The following is a 22,051-nucleotide window of genomic DNA, read 5'->3' on the forward strand; positions in this document are numbered from 1 at the left end:
TTCGTTCTGTCGGGACGGCAGGACGTGAACCGGCGACCCCTTGGCCCCCAGGAACGGAAGGTCGCTCATCGGGTCAAGGCGCCGTTCATGCCTGGTCCCGGGGCGCAAGGGAGAGCATGCAGGGCTCCCGACGACGAGGCGGCGTGCACACTGCGGCCACCGGGCGCGCAGGCAGTCGCCAGGATCTGGCCGCCCAGGTCGATGCTCTGCAGCGAGGTACCGTCCGCCGCGTCCAGCAGCTGCAGCCGGCCGCTCCAGCCGCCCGCGTAGACCGCAGTGCCGTCCGTGCACAGGGTGAAGAACTCCTCGCGTCGGCCGTGTTGCCCCTGCCACACGAGGTCCCCGGTCGCCACGTCGTGACAGTGCACGGCGCCTGCCGTGTCCGCTGTGACGACGGTGTCCTGCACGCGGACGGGCGAGGTGACCACGGGGGCTCCCAGTCGCGTCTCCCAGACGGTGGAGCCGTCGGTCGTGGCGAGACATCGCAGGGTGCCCTGGCTGTCCGCGAGAAGCAGGTGCTCATCCAGCGGCAACGGCGGCGCGAGCACCGGTGCCGGAAGCCGGGCAGGTGTCTTCCAGACCGGTGCGCCGTGCTCGTCGTCCACGGAGTGGAGGTCGAGTCCTTGCGCGGCGAGCAGGTACAGCTGGTGCGGGCCCACGGCGACGGGTACGGCCGGGACACCCGAGGCGTCCGTCAGGGGTGTGCTCTGCCACCACATGCGGCGCGTGATCGCGTCGAAGTGACGCAGGATGCCGTCCGTGTCCCCGAGGAACACGCTCTGCCCGCGCAGCAGCACCCGGGCGCGGCCGAGGGTGCCCGGGGCAGCCGACCACCACTGGCGGCGGTCGCGGGTGCTCCAGGACTCCAGCCGGTCACCGGAGTCGTACACCAGCAGTACATCCCCGTCGGTGCACAGGTGAACGGGGGCGGTGAAGCCGGTCTGGCGGGTCTTCTCCTCGCCTGTCGTGGCGTCCAGCCAGCGTACGGTTCCGCCGCGGTCGGCGGTGACCACGATGCCGTCCTCGGTGGCCACGACACTGTGCGGCCAGTCGCCGACCTCGGTGCTCCAGCTGCGCCGTCCGGGCCGGAACGGCACGGTGAGGTCGGCGGTGTCGCCCGCCTCGGACAGGACGTCCCCCAGCTGTGCGCGATGGGCGGCGAGGGCGCGGGTGACGTCGGCGGGCAGCCGCAGCGCGCCGGGTTGGCCGAGGCTTGCCGCGACCTCCTCCAGTCGGGGCCGGTCGGCCGGTTCCTCCGCCAGGCAGGCGCGGACGAGCCGGCCGGTGGTGTCGTCGGGCAGGCCGGACAGGTCGGGAGCAGCACCGGTGATGCGGCGCACGAGCATGGCCCGGGTGTCGTTCTCCACGGTGTAGGGCGGGTGACCGGTGAGGGCGTGGAGCATGAGGGCGCCGATGCCGAACACGTCGGTGGCCTGTCCGGTCCTGGCCAGTCCCTGGATCTGTTCGGGTGCGCAGAAGTGCGGGTGGCCGATGACCATGTCCAGCGTGAGGGTGACCTGCTGGCCGCGGATCCGGGTCAGCCCGAAGTCGATGATCCACGGCCCGTCCGGGGTGAGCAGGATGTTTCCCGGGTGCAGGTCCCGGTGCAGGAGCCCCTTGTGGTGTGCGGTGGTGAGGGTGTCGACGAGCTCCGCGGCCACCGTGTGCACGATGTCCGGGGGCAACGGGCCGCCGTGTGCCTCCATGATGCGGTACAGCGGCAGGCCGGGAATGAACCGGGAGGCCAAGGTGGGCCGCCGGCCCGTCGCGAAGTCGAAGGCCAGCAACTCAGGGATCCGGGCGCCCCGGCATCGCTCCAGTGCCTTGCTCTCCTGGTGGAAGCGCTGCATGTGTTGGGCGTCCTCGGTGAACTGGCTCTTGAGGAGCTTCACAGCGGCCAACGTGTCCGGGCCGTGGCCTTCACTTCGGCGTCGGCCGAGATAGACCGTGCCGAAGCCGCCGTTCCCCAGTCGTCCCACCAGCCGGAAGCCCGCGGCCTCGGACGGGTCGCCGTGCGGATCCAGGGGCGTCACCATGTCGGCCTCCTTTCGTGCGGGCGGATCACTGCAGGACGGCTGTCTCGGAGGTCGTCTCGTGCGAGATACCGATGCCGCACAGCACCGTCGACTTGCCGAGTTCACAGGTTCCGGTGTCGCTCAGCTGTGCCCCGCCGGGACGCGCCGCCTCCCGCTCGCAGGTCAGGACGAGGACCAGACGGCCACTCTCCTGCCGGCCACGCACGGAGATGCGGGCCCGTACCTGTCCGGCGTCGGTGTCCTGGTCGACTTCCCGGCCACGGAGCGGGACGGTCTGCCGCTGGCCGGTGCGCAGGTCGGTGACGACGAGGAAGCCGGAGAGTTCGGGGTGGAGCTCCTTGTGGCGGCGCCGCCAGGCTGCGGCGCCGAGCAGCAGGACGAGCAGGACGAGGGGGTAGAGCCAGCCCGGTGTCCGGCCGGGGACGCTACCCCGTACGTCGAGTTCGGAGACCACGGGCTTGCCGGTGGCGAACGTGCCCTCCGCCAGCGAGCCGCGGATCGTGGAGGTCCAGGGAGAGGTCACCTGGGCGCGCAGGGCCGCCTGGCTCGCGTAGTCGTGTGAGACCGGGAACAGGCTGAAGCGGGGTTCCTGATGCCAGGTCAGGGTCGCTCGGACCGTCTTCCTCTGCCCCGGCCGCAAGGTGATGGGGCCGCCGGGCGTGGTGATCGTGGCGTCGCCGGTGCCCGTCAGTCGGACGGTGAGCGGCACGTGCCGGGCTGTGGATCGCAAAGTGATGTCGAGGGCCCGGGTTCGTTGGCCGGTGGTGTCGCCGGCCGACACGGTGACGTGTCCGGAACCGGCACGGTGTACGTCCTTGCCTGCGACTGAGACGGTGACGGCGGCGCCCCGGTCGGCGCGCAGCAGGCTGACCGCCTTCTGGGTGCGGACCTGGTCCTTGGCGGCACTGAGCTGCGAGCCGAGGGCGTCCGGGTCGACCGGCAGGATGCGCGGGGTGCCGAAGGCGCTGCCGAGGACCTCGGACACGCCGGTGCCCTCGGCGAGCGGAAGGCCGTAGCCCATGATCCTGCGGTCCGCGTCCAGCGTGTCGTAGCGGTCCTGCAACCGCTTCCATGCGGGGCTGCCGAGCTTGGCGTAGGGACTGCCGGGCGCGTTGACGGCGCCGTCGGTGAGCATCAGGACGGCACCGACCGGGGCCTTGCCACGGTCGAGTTGGTCAGCGGCGGCGTCCAGGGCGGCGCCGTGGTCGCTCGCCGACTCCTGGGCGTTCTTGGGCAGTTCGCGGTCGATCAGCTCGTCGGTCCGGTCTGCCCGGGACATGGGGTGGACGACGCTGGTCGCCCGGCCGAAGGTGATGACGGCCACCTGGTCGGCGGCGGTCAGGGAGTCGAGAAAGTCACCGAGGCGGCGTTTGACCGTGGTGTAGAGGGGGGTGCCGTCGGGTCCCTCGTCCTGCATGGAACTGGAGACGTCGACGAGTACGACGTACGCCGCGGGGACGTCGTCGACCTTGAGCGAGCGGTAGATGTCGTCGCGGGACGCGGGAGGGTCCGCCGCTGTGGCGGGAGCTTGGCCGGCCAGCGCTAGCAGGGCCGCGAGGACAATCAGCAGCGTACGGTGGGCTGTTGCCCGGATCAGTGACATGAAGTGTGTCCCCCTGGGTGGTGCGTGGTTCAGATGCGGGTGCGGCCTGCGGAGGTCGCGAACCTGCGGAGCCGGTCGATCTCCTGCTCGAACCGCCGGTTCTTCTCCTGGAGTTGATAGATCTCTCGGGATGTCTCGGACTTGCGGTTGTTCAGTTCTCGGATGGCGTGGTCGCAGTAGTGCCGCAGCACCGCACTGTCGTGTCCGTTCCGGGCGAGGGCGCGTTCGACGTCCTCGCGTTCCTCCAGGGCACGGCCGTCGCCGACGTAGTGGGCCCATTCCCTGCGGTAGGCGTCGAGGAAGCGCAAGACCCGCTCGCCGGTCCGGCCGCGCAGCGCCCAGGCCTCCACGGCGGCACAGATGCCGTTGCTCTCCGCTCCGGAGCGGCGGGCCGCGTACGCCTGGGCGGCGAGCGTCTCGCAGTCCTGGGGTGTGCCCGACATCTGCGACGCGACCCCGTGCACCTCCCGCAGGGCGAGGGCGGACCGCAGCAGTGGCAGCCGCTCGGCGATCCGCTGGAGCCACTCGCGGTCTTCCGGTGTTTCGTTCCAGCGCGGCGCCTCGGTGGCCAGTCGCTGCACCGCGTCGGCGACAATCTGCGCGGAGGGGCCGGACCGGTCCAGGATGCGTGAGGTCAGAAGACGGGCGGCCGGACCCGGCCCCTCGCCGCTGTCGGGGTCCACCGCTAGGACCCCGGCCAGCAGGTGCTGGACGATCGACGGGGCGTCGGGGCGTACGGGTCGTGGATCGAGTGCCGCGTACAGGGTGGTGAGGTAGGTGTCCACCCGGCCGGCCGGGTGGGGCGTGCCGGGCCCCGGCACGGTCTCGACGGCGGTGGTGAAGCCCGAGGGCGGCAGGCCGTGGAGCGCGCACAGCACGTCCCAGCGTGCCGCGGTCTCCGGGCGTACCGTGGCGGGCCGTCGTGTCAGTGTTCGGGTGAGTGGCGTTCGTGCCGCCTGTCCGGTGGTGGTCGGCCTCGTGCGGAGCGCGGTGTCGAGTAGGCCGTGGAAGAAGTCCGGTTGGAGCAGGTGGTCGGCGCGGCCGCAGACCACCGCGGCTTCGAGTAGTCGCGCGGCGCCTTCCGGGTGCTTGGACGCCCATTTGCGGTGGACGCCGGACGGAGCGGTGCCCGAATTCAACAGGTCGAGCAGCAGAGGCAGTTCGGGATGGCCGGCGATCTCCTGGCCGGGGCCGTCGCACAGCCACTCGAGCCAGGCGCGGAGCCTGTCGGCCGGGTCCGCCATCTCGTACAGGGCCTGAACGAGTCGGCCCGCGAGGCCGGGTACGGCACGCAGCAGGGCTTGCGTGAGGGTCATGGTGCCGGGGGTGAACGGGGCCACGACCGGCAGGAGCCGTTCGGCCACCGGGTCGGACGTGTTCTGTACGTGGTCGGCCCTGATGTCCTCGATGACGCAGGCGAGCGCACCGTCCAGAGGGTGCAGGCCCTCCCTGGTGTCCCGCAGGGCGGCGCGCATGCTTTCGAAGTTGTCGCGGGCGACGTCGGTGTTGTTGTCGAGGAGGTCGTTGATCAGTTTGGTGCGGTACTGGTCGGCGGTGTCCGGGTCGGCCATGTGGGAGGCCAGGACAGTCAGGTCGAAGGAGGGGTCCTTGAGTTTGCGGTTGGTGAGGACGGAGAGGGAGTCGGCGTCGATCTCCTGCTCACTCAAGGCCAGGTCGATCCGCTCGCTGGTCACCTCGTGGCCTTCGCGGACTTCCTGGGCGACGGCGAGTGCGGGGTTGAGCGCGGCCAGGACCTCGCGGGCGCGGACGTGCGCGGAGGGGTCGGCGATGTCCAGGGGCGCTCGGGAGTCGGCCAGGTGCTGCAGCACACGCTCGCCTCCGTACTCGGTCCAGCTGCGGATGAGCAGGTCGTGGTAGGAGCGTGCCTCGGGGGACAGGGCGTCGAGGTCTGGTTCCTTCTGGCCCCAGGTGAGGCAGGTTTGGCCGGGGTCAGCGGTGTTTCCCCAGTACAGGCGCATGGGAACGTCGGACCCTGAGCTGGTGCAGGTGGCGGCGGACACGGTGGCGCGCATGCCGAAGGGCAGCAGGGCCGCCACGGTGTCGAGCACGAGCAGCAGTTCCAGGGGCTGCCAGCCGCGGGCACCTGTGACGACCAGGGTGCCGTCCAGGAGATGGGCCGCGGCGGCTGCCAGCCACAGCGGGCCGTCGGAGACCCGGGGGGTGACCAGGTGGCCGATCCTGGTGAGCAACTGGTCGCCGTTGGAGAAGGGCAGGACGGCCGGTCCGGCACCCGGCTCGGCCAGCCGGGGCGCCGCGTCCAGGGCGGCCCCGGCGAGGGCACGCCAGCCCAGTCCGGCCGCGTGGACGTCGTCGTAGCGGAAGGCGAGGTGGGTGATGCGGTAGATCGGGCGGTTGGCGTGGTCGAGGGCGTCGGTGGTGTCCAGGAGGAAGACGCCGATCGTGGGGGTGCCGTCCGGCTGAGTGGTGGAGCCGATGGTGATCCACGGCAGCTGCTCGCCTCGGGTCGGTGTGCCGGGTGACCAGTGATGGATGGCACTGTTGAAGTCGGCGCTGCGGTCGGGCGGGTGGGCGGCGAGCACCTGGTAGCCGCCGTTGGTGCCGGGCTCCTTGCCCCACACGGCCCATTCGGCGATCAGCCCCGGTTCCATGGCGTTTCCTCTCCTCGGCTGGTGGCGAAGTCCGGATCAGGACTGCACGAGGCCGTAGCCCCGCAGGAAAAGGAACGGTTCGAGGATGTTGATGGGCTGGGGGGCCGCGACGAACCGCACGCTGTCTTCCACCTGGTTGATCAGGTACGGGTTCTCGAAGTCGAAGCCCCGCTCGGGGTCGACCCAGAAACCGATGGCGGAGCACACGAAGTAGCCGACGTTCTCCGGGGCGAAGAAGGACTCGATCTGCTGCTGGATCTCCCGCAGACTGCCTTTGGGGAAGGTCTCGCACAGTCCGTCGAACAGCCGCTTGGCGTCGGCCACTTCGGGTTGCCCGGTGCGCGGGTTGAGGCGGACGTTGCCCTGGGCGCAGGCGAAACGGAAGACCCGGTCATCGTCGAACTTGGCCAGGCACACGGCGATCCGGTGCGGCAGGCGATTGCCCCGCCGATCGCCCTGCATGTTGGTCTCGGTGAGGACACCGGCCAGGACCTCGGTGAAGAAGTCGGCGTTCTGGCGGGCGTCGGCGTTGGCCCCCAGGTCGTCGCTGTTGACCTGGCACTCGCGCACCGGGTCGACGACGTAGACCATGGCCCGCGACTCGGCCAGGTCCTTGATGAGCTTGGCCTCGTGCTGGGTGCCGGTCTGCGAATGCGGGTCGAACGCCTCCCCGGGCATGTCCCGGACGGTGACCTTGAACTCGGTCGGCTGAGGCTCGGCCGGGGTGCCCCGCCGCCACCACTTGCGTCCCGTCCGGGCCAGGGGTGTGTCGCTGAGGTCCCCGGCCAGGGTGAAGCGCACGGGCCGCTGCTCGGTGAGGGTGGAGGGGGGAAACCGGCGTTCGCGGTACAGGATGTGGCCCAGGTCGCCCAGGAACTTACGCGAGACGTGGTCCTCCGGCCAGATGTTCCACCTGCCGTACACCGGGTCATGGCGGGCCTTCGACAGTGCCGCCAGCAGCGTGGACTTACCGCTCTCCATGCCGCCCCAGAGCGTGACGATCGACTCGGGTACGGCGGCCCGGTCCTGGGACTGTCCCGTCGCCTGGGCCCGCTGTTGTTCCGCGGCCGCCTTGCGTTCCTTCTTGGTGGGCTTGGGGGCGGGCGAGGGCGGTTCCTGCTCGTCGGCCTTCTCCAGGAAGACGCCGGGCAGGTTGTTCCCGTCGGATACGGAGAGGGGCAGGGGCGCGAGGGACGGCCGTCCCCGCTCCTTCGTGCCGTTGACGGCTGGGGACCCGGGGGCGGGTGTGGAGCCGTTGGCCTGGGCCGCGCCGGTCGGGGGAGCGTCGGGCGGCGGAGGAAGGGCGGCGCGGCCGCCGATGTGGGTGGAACGGTCCCATACCGCGAAGGGCCCTTCCACCTGGCTGTCCTCCTTCACTTGGTCGGGCTCGCCGTCGCCGCCGGGCTGGGCTGGGCTGGTGTCGTCGGCCATGATGGTGCTCCCGGTTGAGGGGCGGCGGACGTCGTTCGCCGCGCGAGGGGTGGTGCGGTCCGCGCCTGACGCGCGCACCGGGTACCGGCGACCGTTGTCAGTCGGCCGTGGCGTGCTGCCAGTCCCCGGCTGGGTCGTCGGCGACCACCAGACGGATCGGTGCGCCGTGGTGCGGCGGGCACAGCGCCGGCGCGGTGACGGCGGAGGCGATCCGTTTGGGGTCGTGGCCCGCACTGAATCGCCCTTCGGCGCCGAAGGCGTGCCAGGCGTGGTGGGCCCAGCGCACGAGATGGGGCTCGCCCTGCAGGTCGTCCATCCAGGCCGGTTCGTCCACCACCGCCAGGCAGGCGATGTCTCCGTAGTGGCGTGCCGCCCGCAGTTCGCTCTGCCAGTCCAGCCGGTCGGGGCAGATGCGCACGGGCGCGCCGCGCTGGACCACACGGGGTGGGCGGACGTGCGGGTACGGAGGGCGGGATCCGATGGTCAACAGGACCCGGTGGCTGTCGGTTCGCCACAGAGGGCGCCAGGCATGGATCTCACCGGGCAGATGCTCGAGGCCGGTGGCGAAGTCGTGCCGCAGCGGGTAGGGGTGCCAGGAGGCCAGTACCCGTGCCGCGTCCGCGGCTGTGCACATTCCCACCCGGTGGACGATGGGGTCGTGGTCACCCGGCCGGTGCAGCGGGTCGTGGTCGCGGTAGCCGATCAGCCCCACCCTGAGGGTGGCTTCGTCGGCGATCGCGTCCTGTACGGCGATGACGACGGCCGCGGCTTCCTGCAGGCGCTCCTCCCCCACGGTGCCGCCGTCGGCCTGCGGTCCGGCGACCTCCACGGCGAGCAGCAGATCCACCGGGTAGGGCTGGGAGAGCTGCCGGGCGGTGGTGGCGGCCAGGTCGGCCCAGTCGGTGCCCTCGGGCGCGTGGTGGCCCTCGCAGTCCAGTTCCAATCGGTGACCGGTGCGCAGGGAGTACCGCAGGGTGGTGGTGGAGCCCGGTGGCAGGGCGAGCCGGTCCAGGCGCACCGGACGCCACCGGGCGGCCGGCTCCTCGGCGGTGGCGTGGACGACGGCGGCGACGCTCTCCCCGGTGGCCGCGCCCGGCGGCGGAGCGCTGACCGGGACCTGGACGACCGGGCCGGTCGCCCCGCGCTCGCCCGCACGGCTGCCGGCGCGGAACAGGGGTCGGCGCACCAGCCCCACCGTTCCTGACGGGCCGTCCAGGTGGGCGGCGGCGAGCCACATGGTGGCGGGCAGCGGCAGTTCGGCCGACAGGTCGTCGGGCGCCATGGGCCAATACGCGGGCAGCCGTAGGCACAGCTGCGCGTGGGAACTGGTCTGCAGGGCTTCGGCCGTCCGCTCCAGCGGCTGCCAGCCGGCGGCCCGTACGGCGAGGACGAGTGGCACCGTCTCGTCGCGGTATGCCGCCCGGAGAAAGTCGCTCGCCGCGGTGTGGAGGACTTTTTGCAACGTGGTGTGGATCGCGGTCCCGTGTCCGGCCGGCGTGTCGCGGTCGGTGCCCGCGAGCAGCAGAAGCCGTTGGTTCCGCTCCGGGGGCAACACGGCCGCGGCGGAGGGCAGTTCGCTCCACGGTCGCTCGGCGAGCGACACGACCTGCGGACCGCTGTCACCCGATCCGCATGTCAGCCGGCTCAGACGCAGTCGCTCGCATCCGATCTCCAGGAGGTCGACGGCCGGAAAGGCGCCGGAGGCGAGACGGGTGAGGACCCAGCCCAGGCCGGCCTCACGTCGGTCGACGCGTTCTTCGGCGAGTACGTCCACCCAGGCAGCACGCCAGGCTCCGGGGGCGGGCACCGGACCGGTGGGGGACAGCCGCTGTGCCGTCTCATGCCGGTCCGGCGGCGCAGGCCCGTTGCCGCCGCTGTCGCGGCTTGTCTCCGCACCGCACGCGACGGGCCCGCCGCCCAGCAGGTCCGCGACACGGAGCATGGCCTGCAGGTCGGCCGCGCCGGAAACAACCCCATTGTTCGACTGCACTGTTCCTCACCCCCCGATACGGCCTCCGCCCCCGGAGTGCGAATGGGCGGCCGACCGCTGTTGCACGTGCATCAGGCATGCGAAACCCCGTCGTCGACGGGCGTCATGACTGATCGCGAACTCGGACTCCCCAGTCCGATTGCGGTTTCACATTATCGCTCACTGAGCGGACGTCACCTTAATTCGCGAGCTTCCATTGCCGCCGACGCACGGCCGATTGGCCAATGAATGAAAGGGAGAGAGATGATACAGATCTACATCCATATAAATTCCCATCCTGCCAATTACGCGTTCATAGTTGATCGGTGACGACTGGGTGCGATCGCCCGGGGCATCGAATGACATGCATCCGTTCGAGTCTCTCCGGTGGTGGCGCCATCCCGACTCGCCCAGCAGGCAGTCGATCGCCGAACGACCTGAACAACCTGAACGCCGACGACAGCACCATTCCCGCCTGGACCACAACCTCTCGCCCAACAGGCTTTGGACGTCATCTCAATTGGTGCTTGACGGTGGAGACAGTCGCTGGCAGACGGTGCGTGGTGACGGTTGAATGCCTTGGTGAGTGACTACCGGACGCCTGCCCATGATGCGGTCGAGCACGACAATGCGGAGGTCCTGGCACGGTTACTGGCAGACGGTGCTGATCCCGACGAGGTCTTCAGCAACATGACGCTGCTGACGCACGCCATCGATGCCGAGGGCGACGGCTCGCTGCAGAGCGGTGAGCCGCTGACGGTTCACATCACTGCTGTGCTGCTGGCCTTCGGCGCTGATCCGGAGCTCACGGATCCAGACGGTCGCACACCGCTGGACGTGGCCGTCCAGTACGGTCACGACCTGGCGGTGAATCTGCTGCGGGCCCACATCAACTGGCGAGCCGCGCGGCCGGCGTCGTCGAAGCCGCGCCGACCACTCAATCCGTGATGTGGCCACTCTGCAGGGCACACACCTGCCCACGGTTGCATCTGAAGCGTGCTCGCCAACGCCGTCGGACATACTCCGTGGTTGCGCCGTGAGTCTCCAGCCGAATTGACTCCGGCCCGCACCGTGTCAGTCCTTGCCAGCAAGGATGCCGGCCCCAACCGGTCCCCAAAAACTGATCAAGGGCCGGTTTCGAATGCCTCCGAAACCGGCCCTGACCTGCAACTGTCTCCAGTCGGGACGACAGGATTTGAACCTGCGACCCCTTGACCCCCAGTCAAGTGCGCTACCAAGCTGCGCCACGTCCCGATGCGCCTCGCCGCGGTGAACCGCGTGATCGCGCGAACTGAACCTTACCCCACACCCGGGGCTCCTTCGAAGACGACGGGGTGCGAGGGACAATCGGTGCATGAGCAGCACTTCTGACGACGAGCGGGACCGGGACACGGAGGGGCGGGCGCGCAACGCGCGGCCCCGGGACGGACTCGGACGGCCCCTGCCGTACGGGGTGGACGGGGTGGAGCGGCAGCCCGAGGGGGTGGTGCGCGCCCCCGGGGAGACGGTCACCGAGGCGCAGGCGCTGCTGGAGGCGGGCAAGCCGTTCCACGCGCACGAGGTCTTCGAGGACGCCTGGAAGTCGGGTCCCGACGAGGAGCGGGCGCTGTGGCGTGGGCTCGCCCAACTCGCGGTGGGGCTCACGCACGCGGCCAGGGGGAACGTGACGGGCGGCGCGCGGTTGCTGCGTCGTGGGGCCGGCGCGGTCGAGGAGTGGGGCGCCGGCTCCGGGACGTCACATCCGTACGGGCTGGCGCTGGCCGAACTCGCGGCCTGGGCGCGCGAGTTGGCGGACGTCGTGGAGCGGGACGACGCGGCGGTGGACGCGCGGACGTGGGCGCCACGGTTGCGCGGGGACGTCTCCCGGTGAGTCGCCTGGCGGTGTGCGGCCCCTCTGCGCGTGGGTGAGCGGGTGCGGTGACCGGGCCCGCGACGCCGTGCGGCAGACTCGGGGCGTGCGAAAGATTCATGTCATCGGCATCGGCGCGGGCGACCCGGACCAACTGACTCTGCAGGCCGTCAAGGCGCTGAGGAGCACGGACGTGTTCTTCATCCTGGACAAGGGCGAGCTGAAGTCGGACCTCGTCCAGCTGCGCCACGACATCCTCGACGCGCACCTGACGGAGGGGGCGTACCGGACGGTGGAGGCGCGCGACCCCGAGCGTGACCGCGCCGCCGGGGGCGCGGGCTACTCCCCCGCCGTCGGGGACTGGCGCAGCGCCCGCGCCGACATCTACGAGCGGCTGATCGCCGAGGAGCTCGGCGAGAACGAGAGCGGCGCGTTCCTCGTCTGGGGTGACCCCTCTCTGTACGACAGCACGCTGGGCATCCTGGAGGAGATCCTCGATCGGGGCGAGGTCGCTTTCGACTACGACGTGGTGCCGGGCATCAGCAGCGTCTCGTCCCTGGTGGCCCGCCATCGCACCGGACTCAACCGCGTGGCACGGCCCGTCCAGATCACCACGGGCCGCCGGCTCGCCGAGGGTTTCCCCGAGGGCGTCGACGACGTGGTCGTGATGCTGGACGCCCACCAGACGTTCCAGCGGTACGCGGGCGGCGACCAGGACATCGACATCTACTGGGGTGCCTATCTGGGCACCCCGGACGAGATTCTCGCCTCCGGCCCTCTGGCGGAGACGGCTCCCCGCATCGCCGAGCTCCGCGCGCAGGCCCGTGAACGCAAGGGCTGGATCATGGACACGTACTTGCTGCGCAGGCACCCGCGGGGCCAGGACGTCTCCGGGTCGGACTGAACCGGGAGCACGTCCCGGGGGCGCCGCCGCCCCTCCTAGACGTCCTTGGCGGCGGCCCGCACCCCGTGCGGACTGCCCCGCATGCACGCCCCACCGGCCGATGTGAAGCTGACGGGTGTGACGACCATGGACACCGCCGGGCCGCCCACCGCCGAGGCATCCGCCGCGCAGCCTCCCGTGCTGGACAAGCGCCGCCGCAACGTCGTCTTCGTGACGATCATGCTGGGTATGCTGCTGGCCGCGCTGGACCAGACGATCGTGGGCACGGCGCTGCCGACGATCGTGTCGGACCTCGGCGGCGCGGAGCACATGTCGTGGGTGGTCACCAGCTACCTGCTGGCGGAGACCGTCGCCACGGTACTGGTCGGCAAGTTCGGCGACCTGTTCGGCCGCAAGATCGTCTTCCAGGCGTCGGCGATCATCTTCATCACCGGCTCGTTCCTGTGCGGCCTCTCCTCGAACATGACGCTGCTGATCACCTGGCGGGCCGTGCAGGGGATCGGCGCGGGCGGTCTGATGGTCACCGCGATGGCCCTGATCGCCGATGTGATCCCGCTGCGGGAGCGCGGCAAGTACCAAGGGGCCATCGGCGCGGTTTTCGGCGTCGCGACCGTGATCGGCCCTCTGCTCGGCGGCCTCTTCACCGACCACCTCACCTGGCGCTGGGCGTTCTACGTCAACGTCCCCATCGCGATCCTCGTCGTGGTGGCCGCGGCCCGCACGATCCCGGTGGTGAAGTCGCCGTCCCGGCCGGTCATCGACTACCTCGGCATCGCCCTCGTGGCGGTCGGCGCCAGCGCCCTGATCCTGGCGACGAGCTGGGGCGGCAACGAGTACGCCTGGAGCTCGCCCGTCATCATCGGCCTGTTCGCGGGAGGTGTCGTCGCCCTCGCCGCCTTCTGCTGGGTGGAGACCCGCGCGGCCCAGCCCATGCTGCCGATGCGGCTGTTCGCCAACCCCGTCTTCACCGTCTGCTCCATCCTCAGCTTCATCGTGGGCTTCGCGATGCTCGGCGCGATGACGTTCCTGCCGACCTTCCTGCAGTACGTGGACGGCGACTCGGCCACGGTCTCGGGCGTACGCACGCTGCCCATGGTCGTCGGCCTGCTCATCGCGTCGGTCTTCAGCGGCAACGTGGTCAGCAAGACCGGTCACTACCGTGTCTTCCCCATCGCCGGCTCCCTGGTGATGGCGGTCGGCCTCTACCTCCTGTCCCGGATGGGCAGCGACACCAGCACCTGGCTCTCCTCGCTCTACATGTTCGTGCTCGGTACGGGGATCGGCCTGTGCATGCAGGTCCTCACCATCGCCGTGCAGAACACCGTCGACTACACCGACCTGGGTACGGCGACCTCGGGCGTCACCTTCTTCCGGACGCTGGGCAGTTCGTTCGGCACCGCCGTCTTCGGAACGATCTACACCAACACCCTGCAGCCGAACCTGGCGGACGGCGTGGCGGCGGCGGCCCGCACGAGCGGGACCGATCCCGCGGCCCTCACCGGGGCGGCCACCAGTCCGGAAGGGCTGCACAGACTCCCGTCGGGGACCGCGGCGCCACTCGTCGAGGCGTATGCCGAGACGCTCCAGACGGTCTTCCTGTGGACCGTGCCCGTGGCACTGCTCGGGTTCGTCGTCGCCCTGTTCCTCAAGCAGGTGGAGCTGCGTGACAGCGCACGGATGGGGTCCACCGACATGGGCGAGGGTTTCGCGACCCCGTCCGCGGCCGACAGCCGGCAGCGGCTGGAGGCCACGGTCGGAAAGATCATCGGCGGTACGAGCCTCGACACCATGCGCCGGCTCGTCACCGGGGCCGACACACGGCTGGACATCGCGGGCGCCTGGGCCGTGATGCAGGTCGAGCTGTTCACCCGGATGGTCGGCCACGCCGGCCTCACCCTGATCGCCGCCCGCCGCCACCTGCCCCCCGAGGTCCTCGTGCCGGTCTTCCAGCGGATGGTCGAAGAGGGCTACCTCACCCGCGAGGGCACCCTCTTCTCGCACACCGAGGCCGGCGCGCGGGAGGCCCGGGTCATCAGCGAGGCGTGGGCCGACTGGCTGGCCGACCGCGTCGAGCAGGACCTCGGCCGCCCCTCGGGCGAGGACCTCCGCGCCGCCGTCGACACCATCGCCAAACGCCTGCTGGTCGAGGACCTGACCCACGACACCTCGGCGGGCTCGCTCCCCAAGACCCTCACCAAGGCGCCGGCGGTGGCGAAGAGCCGGTAGGCCCCCAGGGCGCTACGTCGTCCGCAAGCCCAGCCGCGCCAGTACCGACGACACGTCCGGCTCGGCCTGCGTCCCGTCCGGCAGTGCGGGGCGGCGTACGACCACGACCGGGAGCCCCAGCGCGCGAGCGGCCGTCAGCTTGGCCGCGGTGGCGCCGCCGCCGCTGTCCTTGGTGACGAGCACGTCGATGCGGTGCTCGTGCAGGAGAGCCGTCTCGGACTCCACGGTGAACGGGCCCCGGGCCAGCAGCACATGCGTACGGGCCGGCATCGGCGGGTCCGGGGGCTCCACCGAGCGTACGAGGAAGTGCGGTCGGTGCAGGTGGGCGAAGGCCGCGAGGCCCAGGCGGCCCGTGGTGAGGAAGACCCGGTCGCCGAGGGGCGGGAGCAGGGCGGCGGCTTCGGCGAGGGAGGCCGCACCATGCCAGCGGTCGCCGGGCGCCGGTCGCCAGCCCGGGCGGCGCAGGACGACGGCCGGGACACCGGTGGCCGCGGCGGCCCGTGCGGCGTTCGCCGTGATGCCCGCCGCGAAGGGGTGCGTGGCGTCGACGAGGGCGTCGACCTGCTCGGCTCGCAGCCACCGCGCGAGGCCTTCCGCCCCGCCGAACCCGCCGACGCGTACCTCGCCGTCGAGCTCCCCCGGCCTGGACACGCGCCCCGCGAGGGAGGTGGTCACGCGCACGCCGGGTGCGGCGGCGAGGGCGGCGGCCAGTTCACGCGCCTCGGTGGTACCGCCGAGGACCAGCACGTGCGGGGACATGACGTCGAGCCTACGGGGCGGAGGCCGGGGCGGGCGGGGGCGGGGCGCCGCCCCCGCCGGACGCTGTCAGCCCAGGGCACGGTCGAGGTTGAACGCGGCGCTGATGAGCGCGAGATGGGTGAAGGCCTGCGGGAAGTTGCCCTGTTGCTCGCCGGTGTGACTGATCTCCTCGGCGTACAGGCCGAGGTGGTTGGCGTAGGTGAGCATCTTCTCGAAGGCCAGCCGCGCCTCGTCGAGCCGTCCGGCCCGGGTCAGCGCCTCGACGTACCAGAAGGAGCAGATCGAGAAGGTGCCCTCCTCGCCGCGCAGGCCGTCGGGGCTGGCCTTCGGGTCGTAGCGGTAGACCAGGGAGTCGGACACCAGGTCCTCGGTGAGCGCGTCGAGCGTGGAGAGCCACTTCGGATCTGTGGGCGAGATGAACTTGGCCAGGGGCATCATCAGCACCGCGGCGTCGAGGACGTCGTCGTCCTCGTGCTGGACGAACGCCTGCCGCTTCGGTGACCAGCAGCGCTTCATGATCCGCCGGTAGATCGTGTCGCGGGTGCCGCGCCAGTGCACGATGTCCGCGGGCAGTCCACGGCGGGTGGCCAGCCTGATGGCCCGCTCGATCGCCACCCAGCACATGAGCCGGGAGTAGAGGAAGTTCTTGCGCCCTCCGCGGGTCTCCCAGACGCCTTCGTCGGGCTGGTCCCAGTGCTCGCACACCCAGTCGACCAGCGCGCAGATGTCATCCCACTGGTCGCTGGAGATCGGCTGGGCCCACTTGTCGTAGAGGTAGACCGAGTCGATGAGGGCGCCGTAGATGTCGAGTTGGAGCTGGTCGGCCGCCGCGTTGCCGATCCGGACGGGGGCGGAGCCCTGATGCCCCTCCAGGTGGGGCAGCTCCCGCTCGGTCAGGTCGGTGCGTCCGTCGATGCCGTACATGATCTGCAGGGGGCCCGAGGGGTGCCCGTCGCCGGGGCTGATGTGGCGGGCGGCGAAGGCCATGAACGACTCGGCCTCGCTGGTGAAGCCGAGCCTCAGCAGGGCGTACACGCAGAAGGCCGCGTCGCGTACCCACACGTACCGGTAGTCCCAGTTGCGCTCGCCGCCGAGCTGTTCGGGCAGGCTGGTCGTGGCCGCGGCCACGATCGCGCCGGTCGGTGCGTAGGTGAGCAGTTTGAGGGTCAGTGCGGAGCGGTGCACCATCTCCCGCCAGCGGCCGCGGTAGTGGGATGCGGTCAGCCACTGCCGCCAGAACGCCACGGTGGCGCCGAACAGTTCCTCCGCCTCCGCGCGTGGGCAGCAGCGGGGTTGGATGTCGCCGCTGACCTGGTCGAGGGCGAAGACCGCCGACTCGCCCTCCCGGAGCTTGAAGTCGGCCGTCGCGTCGAGGCCGTCGCATTCGAGCGGCTCGGTGGCGGTCAGCGCGAGGGAGAGGTCCGCGGACTCGAAGACGACCATGCCGTCGTGCAGCCGCGCGGTGTGCGGCTGCGCCGCGTAGTCGAAGCGCGGGGCCACCCGCGCGCGGAAGGGGATCGAGCCGCGTACGCACAGCACACGCCGGATCAGCCGGTGCCGGTCCGGTTCGGTCGCGTCGCCGTCCACCGGCATGAAGTCCTGGACCTCGCCCACGCCGTCCTCGGTGAAGAAGCGGGTGACCAGGACGTTGGTGTCCGGGAAGTAGAACTGCCTGGTCCGGGCAGGCACGGCGGCCGCCAGCTCGAACGATCCGCCCCGGTCCGCGTCGAGGATCGAGGCGAAGACGCTGGGCGCGTCGAAGGACGGGCAGCAGTACCAGTCGATCGTGCCGTTGGTGCCGACCAGGGCCACACTGCGCAGATCTCCGATCAGGCCGTGGTCGGCGATCGGCAGATAGCCGGCGGATGCCGGTGGATCCTGGTGGGCGGACGCCTCGGACATGGCCGCAGCCTCCCTGCCCCGGGAACGCGCTTTTGACGTCTACAGCCTAGGTGCGGTGGGCCCCGGGCGCGACGAAAACGACAAACGGCCGCATTGCGTCCGCTTGCCCGCCTCCGCCGCCCGGCCGCGCCGGGCGTCAGCGCAGGAGCAGCTGGGCCCCGCCCAGCACGGTCGCCGCGATGACCAGCTGCTCGAAGAGCCGCTGGTTGATCCGGTCGACGGCCCACTTGCCGAGGAAGGCGCCCGGCACGACGAAGGCCGCGAGGGCCGCGTCCAGCAGCAGCGAGTGGCCGTCGATGAGACCGAGGCCGACGCTGAAGGGGATTTTGGAGACGTTGACGATCAGGAAGAAGAAGGCGGAGGTGCCCAGGAAGCCGAGTTTGCGGAAGCCCGCCGACAGGAGATACATCGACATCACCGGGCCGCCCGCGTTGGCGACCATCGTGGTGAAGCCGCCCAGTACTCCGTAGGAGCGGGCCCTGATCCGGCCGGTCCGCGTGGCCAACGAGTCGGGTTCCTCGTCCGCGTCGGACTTCCGGCGGCGCCACACGGTGACGCCGGCCATCAGCAGGAGGATGGCGCCGATCGACATCCTCACCATCGCGTCGTCGGCCCACATCAGGAACACCGTGCCGACGACCACTCCCGCGGCGACCGCCGGGAACAGCTTCCACAGCGTCGGCCAGTGCGCGTGCCGCCGGTAGGTGAGCACGGCGAGGACGTCGCCGACGATCAGGATGGGCAGCAGCACCCCCGTGGACGCCCGGGCGGGCAGGACCGCCGCGAAGATGGCGAGGCTGACCGTGTTGGCCCCGCTCACGGCGGTCTTCGAGAAACCGACGAGCATGGCCGCGGCGGCGAGGGCGACGAACTCCCAGGGGGTGATGTGCCAGAGCGTCATGGTGTTCATGCGAGGGCCGATGCTATGCCCACGTATCCGGCCGCGTCAGGAGCGTCTCGACAGGTGGCCCCTGCCGCCGTCGCCGGTGTCGCGCCCTGGACCCCCTCCTCGTCCCCTGGGAAGATCGTCCCCGAAGCTTCGCCGACGCCGATGGAGGACCCCATGGCCGACTCCCGCGAGCACACCCTCACGGGCACCCGGAGCAGCATCACCGTACGTGAGTGGCCACGGGAACGGCCGCGGTACGTGGCACTGCTGGTCCACGGCTACGGGGAGCACATCGGCCGCTACGAGTACGTCGCGGACGTACTGCACGGGCACGGTGCGGCCGTGTTCGGGCCCGACCACATGGGGCACGGGAGGTCGGCGGGCGAGCGGGTGCTGATCGAGGACTTCGAGGACGTGGTGAGCGACGTCCGCGCGGTGGAGCTGCTGGCCCGGGCGGCGCACCCCGGGGTGCCCCTCGTGCTGATCGGCCACTCCATGGGCGGCCTCGTCGCCGCACGGTACGCCCAGCGGTACGGAGACGGGCTGGCCGCGCTCGTCCTGTCCGGGCCGGTGATCGGCCGTTGGGAGGCGCTCCATCAGCTGCTCGCGCTCGATCCGCTGCCCGAGGTCCCCATCGACCCGACAGCGCTCTCGCGCGATCCGTCGGTCGGCCTGGCGTACGTGGCGGATCCCCTCGTGTGGCACGGGCCGTTCAAGCGCCCCACGCTGGAGGCCTTCGTCCGCACGCTGGAGACCATCTCCAAGAGCGGCGCCATCGGCGCGCTTCCGCTGCTGTGGCTGCACGGGGACGACGACCGCATCGTGCCGCTGCCCGCCAGCCGGGCGGGCGTGGAGGAGCTGCGCGGCGCCGAGTGGAGCGAGCGCGTGTACGCGGGCGCCCGGCACGAGGTGTTCAACGAGACGCACAGGGACACGGTCCTCGCGGACGTGACGCGGTTCGTGGACGGTGTGCTCGCGGCCTGAAATGCGGGTGTTTCCACGGATCCGCTCTGGGCACCCGGGGCCGCATGGAGTGGTTGCGGAGAGCGGCCTGCGTGGACGAGGACCCCGAGCTGTTCTTTCCCGTGGGTATGGCCGGCCCCGCGCTGCGGGACACCACCGCCGCCAAGCGCGTCTGTGCCCGTTGTCCGGTGGCCGGCCCCTGCCTCGACTGGGCCCTCGCCACCGGCCAGACCTCCGGCGTCTGGGGCGGAACGGGCGAGGAGGAACGCGCCGTGCTGCTCCGCACCAACCGCCGCCCGCAGACATCAGGGAGAAGTGCCGCATGACCGTGGTGAAGAGCACCCTGTCCGACTCGGCGCGCCAGGTGGTCGGGGAAGCCCTGCAGAGCACCCTCGTGGACCTGCTCGGACTCTCCCTCATCGGCAAGCAGGCCCACTGGAACATCGTGGGCCCGAGGTTCCGCTCGATCCATCTGCAGCTGGACGAGGTCGTCACCACGGCCCGTTCGTACGCCGACACCGTGGCCGAGCGCTCGGCGGCGCTCGGTGTGCCGCCCGACGGCCGCCCCGAGACCGTCGCGGCGACGGCCGCGCCGCAGGGCCCCAAGGAGGGCTGGGTCCAGGACACCGAGGCCGTCGGTGTCATCGTCGAGGCGCTGGAGGCGGCCGTGGGACGGCTGCGGGAGCGGATCGGCGCCACGGAGAAGGCCGACCCGGTCACCCAGGACCTGCTGATCGGCCTCACCGCGGAGCTGGAGAAGCACCGCTGGATGTTCCAGGCCGAGAACTGGCCGCGCACCTGACGTCCGCGAGGCGCGCGAGCGACGCTCTCGTACGCCGGAGACGGACGGACACGCACGGACAGGACGCGCACGGACGAAAGGGGCCCGTCATGGCCGACGCCCTCGAACTCGACGCGCTGTGGGACGAGTTCCACCGCGCGGTGAACATGACCTCGCAGGAGCTGGCCGCCTGGCTGCGGGTGAGCGACGCGGCCGAGGGGTCGGAACCGGTGCCCGAGCACGCGGGTTCACCCACCGGCCAGCATGTCCTGGCCATCCTGCAGAAGCGCCGCACCGATCTCACCGACGACGACCTCGACGTGATGTACGAGGTCGTGGACACCGTCACGGCCGGGACGGACCAGGAGCACGGGCCCGAGGCCGAGAAGACCCGCCGTCGGCACCGGCTGATGACGCTGGGCCACGATCCGCTCAAGCCGCCGGCATGACCGCCGAGGCGGAGAGGGTGCTCGAAACCCTGGTCGCCGAGCACGGCCGCACGTTCGCCGAGGAGGCGGGCATCCGGCTGCAAAACACACCGCAGCCGCTGTACCGGACCCTGGTCATGGCCTGTCTCCTCAGCGCACGGATCCGCGGTTCCGTCGCCCTCGCGACCAGCCGCGCCCTGCACGAGGCCGGGCTGCGCGATCCACGCCGGATGGCCGATGCCGGCCGGCAGGAGCGGGTGGACGCGCTGGGCCGGGGTGGCTACCGGCGCTACGACGAGCGCACGGCGACCCAACTGGGCGACGGCGCCGAGCTGTTGCTGACCCGTTGGGGAGGGGATCTGCGCCGGATGCGGGAGGCTGCGGGCGGCGATCCGGCCGAACTGCGGGGCCTGCTGCGGGAGATACCGGGCCTGGGCCCCGCGGGTGTGGACATCTTCCTGCGCGAGGTGCAGCGGGTCTGGCCCGAGGTGTCGCCCCACCTCGACGCGAAGGCCCTGCAGGGCGCGGCCCGTCTGGGGCTGCCAGAACGGCCGGACCGGCTGGTGGAACTCGCCGGGGACACCGAACCCGCAGTCCTGGCAGCCGCGTTGGTGCGGGCGGCGCTCGACAGGGCCGTGGTGGAGGACTGTCTGCGGCAGACACGGAAACCGCGCTCCCGCGCCGGGTGAAGGTGCCAGACTGCTCGCACACCAGGCCGAGCAGAGGAGCACAGCATGACCGGGACCGAGTCCCCCCTCCGACGGATCGACACCAGCAGGCCCCATCCGGCACGGGTGTACGACTGGCTCCTCGGCGGGAAGGACAACTACCCGGTCGACGAGGAACTGGGCCGGCAGATAACGGGGTTCGACGAGAACGCCGCGTACACGGCCCGCAGCAACCGCTATTTCATGCACCGCGCCACCCGCTGGCTCGCTCAGGAGGCGGGCGTCCGCCAGTACCTCGACATCGGTACGGGCATTCCCACCGAGCCCAATCTCCACCAGATCGCGCAGGCCACGGCGCCCGACGCGCGCATCGTGTACGTCGACAACGACCCCATCGTGCTGGCCCACGCGGGCGCGCTGCTGCGTGGCACCGACGAGGGCATGACCGAGTACATCCAGGCGGACGCGCGGGAGACGGGCGCCATCCTCGAACAGGCCGCACGCGTACTGGACTTCGACCGCCCCATCGCCCTGTCGCTGGTGGCGCTGCTGCACTTCGTCCCCGACGAGTCGGGGGCGTACGACCTGGTGAGCGACCTGATCGACGCACTGCCGGCCGGAAGCTACGTGGCGCTGTCGATGATGACGGCGGACTTCGAACCGGAGGCCGTGGAGCGCGGCGTTCAGATGTACGCGGCGGGTGGACTGTCGCTCGTGCCGCGCCCGCTCGCGGGCGTAGCCCGCTTCTTCGAGGGGCTCGAACTCGTCGATCCCGGAGTCGTCTCGCTGCCCCGGTGGCGTCCGGACCTCGCGGTGGGCGAGGAGACCCCACAGGCAGACGCTCCGGTGTCGCTGTACGGAGGCGTGGCACGCAAGGTCTCCTGAGACGCACCCGCCCGTCCTGTCGGGCGAGGGCCGCCCCTGTTGCCCACCTCACCGCAAGAGACATCCCCCGTCCGCCGCGAGGTTGACGCCGTGGGCTCCGCCGTGGCGCGACAGCAAGCGGTGAAGAC

At 71.1% G+C, this 22,051-nt stretch carries 18 protein-coding genes and 1 tRNA gene; 10 read left to right on the top strand and 9 right to left on the bottom strand.

Annotation, left to right across the window (positions count from 1 at the left end; all coding sequences use genetic code 11):
- Positions 1-65: 65 nt before the first annotated feature.
- The 5 genes from O1Q96_RS31185 to O1Q96_RS31205 all read right to left on the bottom strand — a co-directional run bounded on the left by O1Q96_RS31185 (position 66) and on the right by O1Q96_RS31205 (position 9,690).
- Complete coding sequence (locus tag O1Q96_RS31185; RefSeq protein WP_269251335.1) at positions 66-2,036, bottom strand: protein kinase domain-containing protein; 1,971 nt, start codon at positions 2,034-2,036, stop codon at positions 66-68.
- Between the two features lie 25 nt (positions 2,037-2,061).
- Positions 2,062-3,639, bottom strand: coding sequence for a VWA domain-containing protein (locus O1Q96_RS31190; RefSeq protein WP_269251336.1), 1,578 nt, complete (start codon positions 3,637-3,639; stop codon positions 2,062-2,064).
- A 29-nt stretch (positions 3,640-3,668) separates the two neighbouring features.
- Positions 3,669-6,269: a hypothetical protein gene (locus O1Q96_RS31195; RefSeq protein ID WP_269251337.1), complete on the bottom strand. Its 2,601-nt coding sequence runs from the start codon at positions 6,267-6,269 to the stop codon at positions 3,669-3,671.
- Positions 6,270-6,305: 36 nt separating this feature from the next.
- Entirely contained in the window at positions 6,306-7,700 is a 1,395-nt protein-coding gene (locus tag O1Q96_RS31200) for a hypothetical protein (protein ID WP_269251338.1), read from the bottom strand.
- Positions 7,701-7,797: 97 nt separating this feature from the next.
- Complete coding sequence (locus O1Q96_RS31205) at positions 7,798-9,690, bottom strand: hypothetical protein (RefSeq protein WP_269251339.1); 1,893 nt, start codon at positions 9,688-9,690, stop codon at positions 7,798-7,800.
- A 561-nt stretch (positions 9,691-10,251) separates the two neighbouring features.
- Between O1Q96_RS31205 and O1Q96_RS31210 the strand changes: the two genes are divergently transcribed.
- Positions 10,252-10,617, top strand: coding sequence for an ankyrin repeat domain-containing protein (locus O1Q96_RS31210; protein WP_269251340.1), 366 nt, complete (start codon positions 10,252-10,254; stop codon positions 10,615-10,617).
- Between the two features lie 232 nt (positions 10,618-10,849).
- On the opposite strand, the gene O1Q96_RS31215 is transcribed toward O1Q96_RS31210, so the two are convergent.
- Positions 10,850-10,923 (bottom strand) — tRNA-Pro (locus O1Q96_RS31215).
- 100 nt (positions 10,924-11,023) lie between these two features.
- On the opposite strand from O1Q96_RS31215, the gene O1Q96_RS31220 reads away from it, so the two are divergent.
- The 3 genes from O1Q96_RS31220 to O1Q96_RS31230 all read left to right on the top strand — a co-directional run bounded on the left by O1Q96_RS31220 (position 11,024) and on the right by O1Q96_RS31230 (position 14,648).
- Positions 11,024-11,539, top strand: coding sequence for a DUF309 domain-containing protein (locus tag O1Q96_RS31220; protein WP_269251341.1), 516 nt, complete (start codon positions 11,024-11,026; stop codon positions 11,537-11,539).
- A gap of 85 nt (positions 11,540-11,624) precedes the next feature.
- A complete protein-coding gene (gene cobF / locus O1Q96_RS31225) occupies positions 11,625-12,422 on the top strand; it encodes a precorrin-6A synthase (deacetylating) (RefSeq protein WP_269251342.1) in 798 nt (265 codons plus the stop codon).
- Positions 12,423-12,548: 126 nt separating this feature from the next.
- Complete coding sequence (locus O1Q96_RS31230; protein ID WP_269253792.1) at positions 12,549-14,648, top strand: MDR family MFS transporter; 2,100 nt, start codon at positions 12,549-12,551, stop codon at positions 14,646-14,648.
- A gap of 12 nt (positions 14,649-14,660) precedes the next feature.
- On the opposite strand, the gene O1Q96_RS31235 is transcribed toward O1Q96_RS31230, so the two are convergent.
- From O1Q96_RS31235 to O1Q96_RS31245, 3 genes are all read right to left on the bottom strand, one after another.
- A complete protein-coding gene (locus O1Q96_RS31235) occupies positions 14,661-15,407 on the bottom strand; it encodes a cobalt-precorrin-6A reductase (protein ID WP_269251343.1) in 747 nt (248 codons plus the stop codon).
- 66 nt (positions 15,408-15,473) lie between these two features.
- On the bottom strand, positions 15,474-17,309 hold the full coding sequence (locus tag O1Q96_RS31240) for a glycoside hydrolase family 15 protein (protein ID WP_269251344.1): 1,836 nt from the start codon (positions 17,307-17,309) through the stop codon (positions 15,474-15,476).
- Between the two features lie 136 nt (positions 17,310-17,445).
- Positions 17,446-18,219: a sulfite exporter TauE/SafE family protein gene (locus tag O1Q96_RS31245; RefSeq protein WP_269251345.1), complete on the bottom strand. Its 774-nt coding sequence runs from the start codon at positions 18,217-18,219 to the stop codon at positions 17,446-17,448.
- 153 nt (positions 18,220-18,372) lie between these two features.
- Here O1Q96_RS31245 and O1Q96_RS31250 point away from each other — a divergent pair, with 153 nt between their 5' ends.
- From O1Q96_RS31250 to O1Q96_RS31275, 6 genes are all read left to right on the top strand, one after another.
- Positions 18,373-19,182, top strand: coding sequence for an alpha/beta hydrolase (locus O1Q96_RS31250; RefSeq protein ID WP_269251346.1), 810 nt, complete (start codon positions 18,373-18,375; stop codon positions 19,180-19,182).
- 44 nt (positions 19,183-19,226) lie between these two features.
- The gene (locus O1Q96_RS31255; RefSeq protein WP_269251347.1) at positions 19,227-19,487 is read left to right on the top strand and encodes a WhiB family transcriptional regulator; all 261 of its coding nucleotides are present in this window, start codon (positions 19,227-19,229) and stop codon (positions 19,485-19,487) included.
- Positions 19,484-19,963 (top strand): Dps family protein, encoded by a 480-nt coding sequence (locus tag O1Q96_RS31260; protein WP_269251348.1) that lies wholly within the window; start codon positions 19,484-19,486, stop codon positions 19,961-19,963. Before O1Q96_RS31255 ends, O1Q96_RS31260 begins: the two co-directional genes overlap by 4 nt.
- An 89-nt stretch (positions 19,964-20,052) precedes the next feature.
- On the top strand, positions 20,053-20,391 hold the full coding sequence (locus O1Q96_RS31265; protein WP_269251349.1) for a DUF3140 domain-containing protein: 339 nt from the start codon (positions 20,053-20,055) through the stop codon (positions 20,389-20,391).
- Positions 20,388-21,059, top strand: a complete 672-nt coding sequence (locus O1Q96_RS31270; protein WP_269251350.1) for an HhH-GDP family DNA glycosylase — start codon at positions 20,388-20,390, stop codon at positions 21,057-21,059. The genes O1Q96_RS31265 and O1Q96_RS31270 overlap by 4 nt, the downstream gene beginning before the upstream one ends.
- Before the next feature lie 45 nt (positions 21,060-21,104).
- Positions 21,105-21,923, top strand: a complete 819-nt coding sequence (locus O1Q96_RS31275; protein WP_269251351.1) for an SAM-dependent methyltransferase — start codon at positions 21,105-21,107, stop codon at positions 21,921-21,923.
- The last annotated feature ends 128 nt before the right edge of the window (positions 21,924-22,051 follow it).

The sequence above is a fragment of the Streptomyces aurantiacus genome, assembly GCF_027107535.1.
Classification (GTDB): domain Bacteria; phylum Actinomycetota; class Actinomycetes; order Streptomycetales; family Streptomycetaceae; genus Streptomyces.